Annotated in this window: 8 protein-coding genes; 2 read left to right on the top strand and 6 right to left on the bottom strand. The window is 36.6% G+C overall.

The window, feature by feature from the left end; genetic code table 11:
• Positions 1-114: 114 nt before the first annotated feature.
• The 6 genes from rpoD to tig all read right to left on the bottom strand — a co-directional run bounded on the left by rpoD (position 115) and on the right by tig (position 7,858).
• A complete protein-coding gene (gene rpoD, locus O3793_RS00505; RefSeq protein WP_371445092.1) occupies positions 115-1,206 on the bottom strand; it encodes an RNA polymerase sigma factor RpoD in 1,092 nt (363 codons plus the stop codon).
• A 49-nt stretch (positions 1,207-1,255) separates the two neighbouring features.
• Positions 1,256-3,088, bottom strand: a complete 1,833-nt coding sequence (gene dnaG / locus O3793_RS00500; protein WP_371444786.1) for a DNA primase — start codon at positions 3,086-3,088, stop codon at positions 1,256-1,258.
• Positions 3,089-3,245: 157 nt separating this feature from the next.
• Positions 3,246-3,833 carry a ribosome biogenesis GTP-binding protein YihA/YsxC gene (gene yihA / locus O3793_RS00495; RefSeq protein WP_371444784.1) on the bottom strand — a complete coding sequence of 196 codons (588 nt, stop codon included), beginning with the start codon at positions 3,831-3,833 and terminating at the stop codon, positions 3,246-3,248.
• A complete protein-coding gene (locus O3793_RS00490) occupies positions 3,823-5,100 on the bottom strand; it encodes an MFS transporter (RefSeq protein WP_371444782.1) in 1,278 nt (425 codons plus the stop codon). The genes yihA and O3793_RS00490 overlap by 11 nt, the downstream gene beginning before the upstream one ends.
• A 106-nt stretch (positions 5,101-5,206) precedes the next feature.
• Complete coding sequence (gene clpX, locus O3793_RS00485) at positions 5,207-6,445, bottom strand: ATP-dependent Clp protease ATP-binding subunit ClpX (protein WP_285252061.1); 1,239 nt, start codon at positions 6,443-6,445, stop codon at positions 5,207-5,209.
• 132 nt (positions 6,446-6,577) lie between these two features.
• Positions 6,578-7,858 (bottom strand): trigger factor, encoded by a 1,281-nt coding sequence (tig, locus tag O3793_RS00480; protein ID WP_371444779.1) that lies wholly within the window; start codon positions 7,856-7,858, stop codon positions 6,578-6,580.
• A 216-nt stretch (positions 7,859-8,074) separates the two neighbouring features.
• Here tig and recU point away from each other — a divergent pair, with 216 nt between their 5' ends.
• Positions 8,075-8,659: a Holliday junction resolvase RecU gene (recU, locus tag O3793_RS00475; RefSeq protein WP_371444778.1), complete on the top strand. Its 585-nt coding sequence runs from the start codon at positions 8,075-8,077 to the stop codon at positions 8,657-8,659.
• 13 nt (positions 8,660-8,672) lie between these two features.
• Positions 8,673-11,177 (top strand): transglycosylase domain-containing protein, encoded by a 2,505-nt coding sequence (locus tag O3793_RS00470; RefSeq protein ID WP_371444777.1) that lies wholly within the window; start codon positions 8,673-8,675, stop codon positions 11,175-11,177.
• The last annotated feature ends 6 nt before the right edge of the window (positions 11,178-11,183 follow it).

Here is an 11,183-nt window from a genome sequence, read left to right as displayed (position 1 = left end):
TTTACCAAATTCTTCACTAGATTTAAACCCTTTTCCATGAAAATAATAGAGATTTCACAAAAATTGCAAACAAAAAAAGAAGCAATCCCTAAGGACTGCTTCTGTTATTCATTCTTAATCTAAGAAGTCTTTTAATTGCTTAGAACGGCTTGGATGGCGTAATTTACGTAATGCTTTCGCTTCAATTTGACGAATACGTTCACGAGTAACCCCAAATACTTGCCCTACTTGTTCTAACGTACGGATTTCACCGTTTTTATCAAGACCAAAACGAAGGCGAAGTACGTTTTCTTCACGGTCTGTTAATTGTTCAAGAACTTCATCGAGTTGTTCTTTCAACAATGCGTATGCTGTATGATCCGCTGGGCTTGTTGCGTTGTCGTCTTCGATGAAATCACCTAAATGTGAATCGTCCTCTTCCCCAATTGGAGTTTCAAGAGATACTGGTTCTTGAGCGATTTTAAGAATTTCACGAACTTTCTCAGTTGGTAAATCCATTTCTGCACCGATTTCTTCCGGTGTAGGTTCGCGTCCTAAATCTTGTAATAGTTGTCTTTGAACACGTACTAATTTGTTGATAGTTTCAACCATATGTACTGGAATACGAATTGTACGCGCTTGGTCTGCAATGGCACGAGTGATTGCTTGACGAATCCACCATGTTGCATAAGTTGAGAATTTGAACCCTTTTGTATGGTCAAATTTCTCAACGGCTTTCATTAAGCCCATGTTTCCTTCTTGTATTAAGTCCAAGAATTGCATTCCACGTCCTACATAACGTTTTGCAATAGATACTACTAAACGAAGGTTGGCTTCCGCTAACTCTTGTTTGGCTTCTGTATCACCTTCTTGAATACGGAGTGCTAATGCAACTTCTTCATCCGCGCTAAGAAGTGGAACTCGTCCGATTTCTTTCAAATACATACGAACGGAGTCATTAATCTTCGTATTTGAAGATAAGGCAGTATCATCTTCAACAACGCCAGTTTCAGCTTCACGTTGGCTTTCTGCTGACAATTGTTGGCTTGTTGGTTCACCGTTAGCATCTACAACACTAACCCCTGCATCCTCAAACTTTTGAATTAATTTATCCATTCCTTCCGCATCCAACTCAAATGGGATTGCGATTTGCGCAGATAAATCATCGTATAAAATTTGACCGAATAATTTTCGTTCTGCAAGAAGCGTTGAAGTTGCTTCATTCAGTGTTTGACCTTTTTCATTCTTTTGAACTGTCATTCACCATTCCTCCATTCTATCTTTTCCTTAATTGACGTTGAATCTCCATGATTTCGACCATCAATTTCTTTCTGGTTTCATCATCGTTCACAAGAGCAGCTCGATTCAACTCTTCCTTTTTTTGTGCTAACTGCTCTTTCAGAGTATTCTTTTGTGAAAGTACATATACTAAATCTTGAATCTCTTGTTCCGTACATTCTGGAGGAAACTGACCTAGTTCGATTTCAGATACCAGATTTCTGTTCATTAAATCTTTATCGTTTAAAAACAACATAAATTCTTGAACATCAAATTCCTCTTCTTCATTTCTAAACGCCTGAACGTGTAAATATAATTGCTCATATAATGCGTCTGGAAAAGAGAATTCTGGATTAATACGATTCAGATATGTCCAAGCTTCATTATGATGCATCAAGCGGTACATTAAATGTCTTTGAATACCTTCGTTTTTAATAAACGGTCTGTTCATTACGGGCACTTGTTGCATTTCCACACTTGGTATAGGTGGAGCTTGTAAATTCTGTGAAGTTTGAACTTGCTTTTGTTTCACTTGATTTTGAATCGTTGTGTAATCAAGATTAAACTCATCCGCAAGAGACTTCATTGCTAGATTCTTTTCCACATCATTTGTGAGTTTCGCCAGTTCAATAATCATCTCTTCGATATACTGAATTTTTTGACTCTCAACTTGTAACTGATATTTCTTAGAAAGGAATCTCTTTTTAAATTGATAGATGGTTTCTTGCCCGTGTTCAACTAAATCAATAAATGCCTGGGGACCACGTTGCTTAATAAACTCATCTGGATCTAGACCATTATCAAATGGAATAATGCCGATACTAAAAGCGTTCGTTAATTGAATCATTTCAATCGCTCGGTTTGTTGCCTCCAAACCTGCTCTATCACCATCATAAGCAATCAAAATCGTATCCGTCACATGACGAAGCTTTTGAATTTGCTCTGGTGTCAGAGACGTTCCCATTGAGGCTACCCCTAGTTGAACTCCCGCTTGCCAAGCAGAAATAACATCCATATATCCTTCAAAAAGGATAACTTTATTTTCTTTACGAATATTCTTCTTTGCTAAATCAAAGTTAAATAAGAAGTTTCTTTTCGCAAAGAGCGGTGTTTCAGGACTGTTTAAATATTTAGCCTGGGAAGCGAACTCATCCGAATAACCTGGCAACACACGTCCAGAGAAACCAACGATTTGTCCATGTTCATTACGGAGAGGAATCATAATTCGCTGATTAAAACGATCAAAGAACCCTGATTGACTTTCAACGAATAGACCTGTCGCTTCCATTTCTTGTTCTGTTAGCTCTAAATCTTGTAAGAGCTGTGTCAGCTGCGTGCGGTCTTTTAATGAGAAACCAAATCCAAATTCTTTTAACGTATCAATCGTATAACCACGATCCGTTAAATAATGAAGTGCTTCTTGTCCACCTTTTGTATTAAATAGGACGTGCGAGTAAAACTCACTCGCTTTTTCATGTGCGACAAACAACTTTCTCTCTTTTTGAGGAATTGCTTGTTGACTAGAAGGAATTTCTACATCGAGAGGAATATGTGCAAGTTCTGCTACCCTAACAACCGATTCTGGAAAAGATAAACTTTCCAATTCCTGCATGAAGTTAAAAACATTTCCTCCGCGTCCACAACTAAAACAGTGAAATAACTGTTTTTCTTCTGTGACGGTGAATGAAGGTGTTCTTTCATCATGAAAAGGACAACGGCCAAAGAGGCTCTTTCCTTGCTTTCTCAATTGAACAAACTGTCCTACAATATCGAGAATATTCACTTGCGATTGTATACTTTGAATCGTTTCTTTTGATAATCGTTGACTCATAAAAAAAACTCCCTCCATACACTACGCCTAATGATACAGCATATAATATATCACAATTCGCGATTTAATGCAATGGAGCAAGTTTTATTTTCCTTACAAGTGGCTTCATTTTTTTAAAACAAAATAAGTGATACCGTATACGGTATCACTTGTTATTTTAGTCGGCAATAAATTGTTCAATCCACGCCCAAGCTTTCTCTACTCCTTCACCTGTTTCAGATGAGAATGTTAAGAAAAGATCTTCTGGTGGTTTGCCAAATGCTTTTCGAATCACGCTGACATGTTTATTCCATTTTCCACGAGGAATCTTATCACATTTCGTCATCACAATTCGATATGGAATATTGTAATACTCTAAAAATTCGCGCATTTGAACATCTTCTTGACTTGGTTCATGTCTAAAGTCTACTAAGATAAGCACTAAACGAAGTGGCTCTCGAGTCGTAATATACTCCTCAATCATCTTCCCCCACTTTTCACGTTCTTTCTTAGATACTTTGGCATATCCGTATCCTGGCACATCTACAAAATAGAACTGCTCATTAATATGATAAAAGTTCAATGTTTGTGTTTTACCAGGTTTACTTGAGGTACGGGCTAAGCTTTTTCGTTGAATCAACTTATTAATAAAAGAAGATTTCCCAACATTTGAACGACCTGATAATGCTATTTCTGGAAGATTTCCAGAAGGATATTGCGCTGGTCCTACAGCACTAATTGTAAATTCGGCTTTATTAACCTTCATTTTCTAATCCTTTCTGAGTTGGCAACTTCACGAAGAATAGTAAGACTGAACCGATTAAGAACAAGATGATTAAAGAGAACACACCATCTAATGAATTTCCTGTCATTTGAGCTGTAATCCCAAGTAATGTTGTCCCTAAAATGGATGAGAATTTACCAAAGATATTATAGAATCCAAAGAATTCGTTAGCTCTGTTAGCTGGAATCAATTGACCGAATAAGGAACGGCTCAGTGATTGTACCCCACCTTGAGCAGTACCGATAAGGATTGCTAAGATAAGGAAATCTGTGTATGAATTTAACCACAATGCCATCACACAAATTAAAATATAAGTACCGATTCCAAGGAATAATGTTTTTTTGTTACCGAATCGTTTGGATAAGTAACCATAAAGTAAACTAAATGGAAATGCCACGATTTGAACAATTAATAAGATGACAATCAAACTATTGCTATCGAGTCCCATATCCGAACCGATTGCTGTCGCCATTTTAATGATAGTTCCTACTCCGTCAATATAGAAGAAGTAAGCGAGTAAGAATAAGAACACTTGCTTATGTTCTCCAATACGTTTAATGGTTCCCCATAAACGAATAAAGCTATCTTTAACTGGATTTTTTGGTTTCTCTATAAATGATTTTTGACTCACATATAACCAATATGGAACGGTAAAGATAAACCACCATGCGGCTGTTATAAAGAATCCAATCATAACGATTGCATTTGAATTTAATCCACTGAATTGCATAATCATCATAAATAATACAAATGGAAAGACACTTCCAATATAGCCATATCCATAGCCCGCTGCAGAAATTCTATCCATTCGATCATAAGTTGTGACATCCATAATCGAACTGTCATAGAAAATGTTTGAAGCTGAATATCCAATAGCCGATAAAGTATACAATGCTAGTAATAAAATCCATTGATCTGTTTCTGCAAACATCATTCCAATAACTGAGAATACACCTAGTAATGTACTCCAAGTAAACATCGGATTTCGATAGCCTTTATAATCCGCTAAAGCTCCAAGAACCGGCGCCATAATAGAAACGGCAAATGTCGCAATCGAGTTTGCATATCCTAAAAATGCAGTTGAATCAGCCGCACTAATGCCGGCGTTTGATGATACCGTCTTAAAATATAACGGGAAGATGGCGGTTGTAATCATTAAAGAATAAACCGAATTAGCCCAGTCTTGCATAATCCAAGCAAATTCTTCTTTTGTATAATGTTTCGCTATTAAGGATTTCAATCCTTTCATATTGTTGTCTCCTTCAATTCATGTAATAACTCTTAATAAAAAATAGAATGCAATATAATGCACCCACTATATCACATTCTATCCTAACATATTTTGTTAAAAATCCCTAGGAAATCAATCGATTTTCTTCATCATACAAATCAGGTTCCCCAGTTCCGTTCACAATCGCTTCTGTCACAACTACTTTTGTAATATCTTCACGACTTGGAATTTCGAACATTAAATCCATCATAACGGATTCAATGATACTTCTTAAACCACGCGCACCTGTTCGACGTTCGATTGCTTTAGCAGCAATTGCTTGAAGCGCTGCTGGTTCAAACTCTAGTTCCACATTATCCATTGCAAAGAGTTTTTGATATTGCTTCACTAAGGCGTTCTTGGGTTTCGTTAAAATATCAACTAAATCGTCCTTACTTAACGGTTCTAACGCTGCAGTAATTGGAAGACGTCCAATAAACTCTGGAATTAACCCGAATTTTTGTAAATCTTCTGGGATAATCAGTTGCATTAAACTTTCGTGACTTGATAAGTTTTTATTCGAAGATCCAAATCCAATCACTTTAGCACCAAGACGTTCTTTCACAATTGTTTCAATGCCATCGAAAGCTCCACCAACGATAAATAGAATATTCGTTGTGTCGATTTGAATGAGTTCTTGATGTGGATGCTTACGTCCTCCTTGAGGTGGAACAGACGCAACAGTCCCTTCTAAGATTTTCAGTAAGGCTTGTTGAACCCCTTCACCACTTACATCACGAGTAATAGATACATTCTCGCTCTTACGGGCAATCTTATCAATCTCATCAATATAAATAATCCCTTTTTCAGCACGTTCAATATCATAATCTGTCGCTTGTAATAGTTTTAGAAGAATATTTTCAACATCCTCACCAACGTAACCAGCTTCAGTTAATGTAGTCGCATCTGCTATCGCAAATGGAACATTTAAAATACGCGCTAATGACTGAGCTAAATAAGTTTTACCAGACCCAGTTGGTCCAATTAAACAAATGTTGCTCTTTTGTAATTCAACGTCGTCATCTTCACTAAATAAGTGATTAATACGTTTATAGTGATTGTAAACCGCTACTGCTAATGATTTCTTTGCATGATCTTGACCAACGACGTAATCGTTTAATACCTTTAGAATTTCTTGAGGCTTTAATACCTCAATCATTTCATCCATTGTCATAGAAGAAAATTCTTCATCGATAATTTCTTTACATAAATCAACACATTCATTACAAATAAATACATCAGGACCAGCGATAATTTTCTTTACTTGTTCTTGTGATTTTCCACAAAATGAACATCTTACTTGTTTTGTTTCATCTTTATACAATCTGAAACCCCCATTCTTTTCCTGATTTCTCAATTTAAGAGTACCATAAGTCACTATATTCAACAAGAAATGTTATTTCAAAAAGCGCCGGTCTCTAGCGAAACCGGCGCCTTTCTATTTAATTTCATAAAATTAAGCTTCTTTAGCAGAATCAGTAATTACAGCTAATGCTTTCTTCATTGAGATGTCGTTTTTCAACATATCTACTGAAACAGCAGCACGAACTGCATCTTCTTCCATACCGTATTGAGCAGCTAATTCTTTCACTTCGTTAGCTACATCTTCATCAGTTGCTTCGATGCCTTCTTCTTTAACGATTTGTTCTAATACTAAGTTAGTCTTAGTACGAACGTCAGCGTCTTTTTCCATCATTTTGTGTAAATCAGCTTCTGTTGTACCAGTGATTTGGTAGTACATTTCAGGAGAGATTCCGTTACGACGCATATCGTTTAAGTAGTGTTCCATTTGACGGTGAACTTCGTCGTGAACCATTTCGTGTGGTAATTCAACGATTTCAGCGTTTTCTACTGCTTTACGTAAAGCTTCGTCTGCTACTGCTTCATCAGCAGCTGCTGCTTTAGCTTCTTCTAATTCTTTGCGGAATTTTTCTTTTAATTCTGCTAATGTTTCAACTGAATCATCAACATCTTTAGCGAATTCATCTGTTAATTCAGGTAATTCTTTAGTTTTTACTTCGTGAACTTTAACTTTGAATAATGCTTCTTGACCTTTTAAGTTTTCAGCATGGTATTCTTCTGGGAAAGTCACTTTTACTTCTACTTCATCGCCTTCTTTAGCGCCAACTAATTGGTCTTCAAAACCTGGGATGAAAGAACCTGAACCTAATTCTAATGAGTGGTTTTCACCTTTTCCGCCTTCAAAAGCTTCGTCACCTAAGAAACCTTCGAAGTCAATCACTACTGTGTCACCTAATTCAGCTGCATCTTCTTTTACAACTAATTCAGCTGCACGAGCTTGTTCTTGTAATAGACGATCTTCAACATCTTGTTCAGATACTGTACGATCTTGTTTTTCAACAGTTAAGCCTTTGTATTCACCTAATTTAACTTCAGGTTTAACAATTACTTCTGCTTTAATAACCCATGGTTTACCTTTTTCGATTGATTCGATATCGATTGTTGGTTGAGTTACTGGGAAAATACCAGTTTCTTCAACTGCGTTATCGTATGCATCTGGTAAAAGGATGTTTAATGCATCTTGGTATAAAGCTTCTTCACCGTACATTTTTTCAAATACTTGACGGCTTACTTTACCTTTACGGAAACCAGGTACGTTCACGTTCTTTTTAACGCGGTTAAACGCTTGGTCCAAACCTTTTTTAATATCTTCTTGTGAGATTTCAAATGTTAAAACAACTTTATTTGTTTCAACTTTTTCGAATTTTGCTGTCATATTATTCCTCCATAAATTCATTATTCATCTAAAAGATGAATGGATTTACATACTCATTTATTTTACAATACTCTTCCTCTTTTGTAAAACATAATTGACTTAAACAACAGTAATTTAACAAGAATTTTGAATAGAGATTAAGAAAAGGTAACAAAAGCAATAGTTTTTCTCATTTTTCGGCCAAAATGTTATAATAGACGCCATAGGAGGGATAAAATGATTCAATATCCAAAAGGACAAAAAAAATTATCACGGGCTACTCGGTCTCAAACAATGCAAACAAATTATAGTAGTCGCGGTATGGGTTTAGAGAACATATTGAATCAAACCAATGAACTCTATCGCCTTCAAAAACGAGCGGTCATCCACAAGAAACCGACACCGATTCAAGTCGTTAAAGTAAACTACCCTGCAAGAAGCGCAGCGCAGATTACGGAAGCCTATTTTCGTCAGGCGTCTACAACCGACTATAACGGTGTGTATAAAGGAAGATACATCGACTTTGAAGCAAAGGAAACGAAGAACAAAACTTCTTTCCCACTAAAAAATATTCATGAGCATCAACTAGAACATATGAAAGAGTGCTGTGAACAAGGCGGTATCGCTTTGGTTATTTTTTATTTTTCTAGTTTGAAAGAATATTATTTACTTGAATATAAATGGATTGAACAATTCGTTCATGATTCAAGCAAGAAACGTCAATCAATCCCGTTGACCTATATCAAAGAACACGGTCAACCAATCGAGCTATCGCTGCAAATGACTCTAAATTATTTAGACGCAGTAGATGCTCTATTATAAAGGAGGTCAATCTATGACTGAAAACAATACTGAACAAAGTCGTTCATCTCAGCATCGAAATTCAAGGAAGAAGCACCCAAGTTCTAGTAATAAAAAGAAATTGTGGAAGAAAATTTTAATTGGTCTAGCTGCTTTTGTGACTGTAGCTATTATTGCTATCGTTGCAATATTCGCTTACTACGGTGCGACTGCTCCTACCATTCAAGCTAGTGATTTAGAAGGAGCTACTGAAACTAAAATCCTTGATAAAGATGGCGAACTGATTTATTCACTTGGTGGTGAAAAACGAGATATTATCACTAGTGAACAAGTCCCTCAATTACTAAAAGATGCCATCACCTCAATCGAGGATAAACGTTTCTACTCTCATATGGGGATTGACCCAATCCGTATCGCTGGTTCATTCCTACGAAACGCAAAAGCTGGTCAAATCACTCAAGGTGGTAGTACGATTACTCAACAGTTAGTGAAATTAGCGGTATTCTCTACTAAAAAAGAAGACCAAACCTATAAACGTAAAATTCAAGAAATCATGCTTGCGCTTCAATTAGAACGTAATTACTCTAAAGAACAAATTCTGACGTACTACTTAAACAAAGTGTATATGGCAAATAATGTTTATGGATTTGGTACTGCTTCACACTACTACTTCAATAAAGAGTTATCTGAATTAAGTCTAGCCCAAGTGGCCTTACTTGCTGGTATGCCACAAGCACCGAATTCATACGATCCATATGCAAATGCGGATCAAGCAAAAGAACGACGTGACTTAGTACTCTATTCCATGAAAGAAAATGGAAAGATTTCAAAAGAGCAATATGACCAGGCAGTTGCTACTCCAGTCACTGATGGTTTAATCGCACATAATAATAATGTGAATAGTGACGATAAAGCTCTTGTTTATGATTCGTTCGTAACAATGGTGTTAAAAGAAGTTCAAGAAAAAACAGGTCTGGATCCTTATAACGACGGACTTACGATTGAAACAACTATCGACTCTAAAGCACAACAACGTTTATACGATATCGTGAATACAAATGATTACATTCAATATGTAAATGATAAAATTCAAAATGCCGTTGTTATGCTCGATACAAAAACTGGTGCAGTTCGCGCAGTCAACGGTGGTCGTAAGCAAACGACTCTACTTGGTTATAACCGTGCAACTGACAATACACGTAGTACTGGTTCAACGATTAAACCAGTCATAGACTACGGTCCTGCCATCGAATACCTCAACTATTCAACTGGTCAAACCATCATGGACCAAAGAACAACATATTCAAATGGTGTTGAATTAAACAACTGGGATTTCAGTCACAAAGGTGCAATGACACTACGTACTGCCCTCGTTTACTCAAGAAATACAACAGCATTACAAACCTTTAAAGCTGTTGGCGAAACAAATATCAAATCATTCTTGAACAATCTAGATATTCAAATTAAAAATGATGGTCAAGACTATTTAGTAGAAAGCAACTCGATTGGTGCAGATATTTCTCCAATCAAGATGGCAGCAGCATATGCCACATTTGGTAATTATGGTACTTATTCAAAACCATATACGGTAAGAAAAGTCACAACTCGTGATGGTCAAGTGACTGAATTTAAACCTGAACAAAAACAAGCAATGAAAGATTCAACAGCTTACATGATTACGGATGTACTCAAAGATTCATTCAAATATGGGTTCGCAACACAAGCAACTATTCCTGGATTACCTACAGCTGCCAAAACTGGTTCATCGAACTACACCGTTGAACAAAAACGTGCAATGGGAGCTAGTGATTATGAAGATATCATTCCTGACTCATGGTTTATTGGCTACTCTACCGACTATACAATTTCTGCATGGACTGGTTATGATAACCCCTATGAACAAGGTGGCGGTGTAGACACGACCGAACAAGAATACTCAAGAATGATTTATTATTACTTAATGAAATATATGGCTGAATCTTCTAGCGGAGACGATTGGGTTCAACCTGATAGTGTTGTCAAACAACAGATTGAAATCGGTTCTGATCCATTAAGCTTACCTGGGCCAAGAACTCCAGCAAATATGATTGCAACAGAGTTATTTGTTAAAGGTCATGTCCCTACTCAACAATCTAAGAACTATGGAACGAAGATTGAAGGTCCTACTGGTTTGAAAGCTACTTACGATAAGAGTAAAAAGACGCTCACTGTAACGTGGGATAATTATCAAACAAACTCTAAAGACAAGCCACAATACAAAGTCACTGTAAACGGACAAACGCAAACTGTATCAACAAATAAAGTGACATTACAAAACATCAGTGGACCTAGCGTATCGGTGACTCTAGTTGTAACAGTTGGTAAAGATAGTTCAGATCCTATTACAAATGAGTTCCAACTAGAACAGCCAACAACAGCTGAGGAACGGACGACTCAACAAAACCAGCAACAGAACAATCGTCAGCAAAACAACAATAATAACAACAATAATAACAACAATAATAATGAACAAACGACTCAAGAAGCTCGTAATCAATAGTTCAAA

The organism is Granulicatella sp. 20925_1_28 (assembly GCF_041433575.1).
GTDB lineage: Bacteria > Bacillota > Bacilli > Lactobacillales > Aerococcaceae > Granulicatella.
The sequence above is the reverse complement of the archived record's forward strand: the minus strand, read 5'-3'. Positions and strand labels throughout refer to the sequence as shown.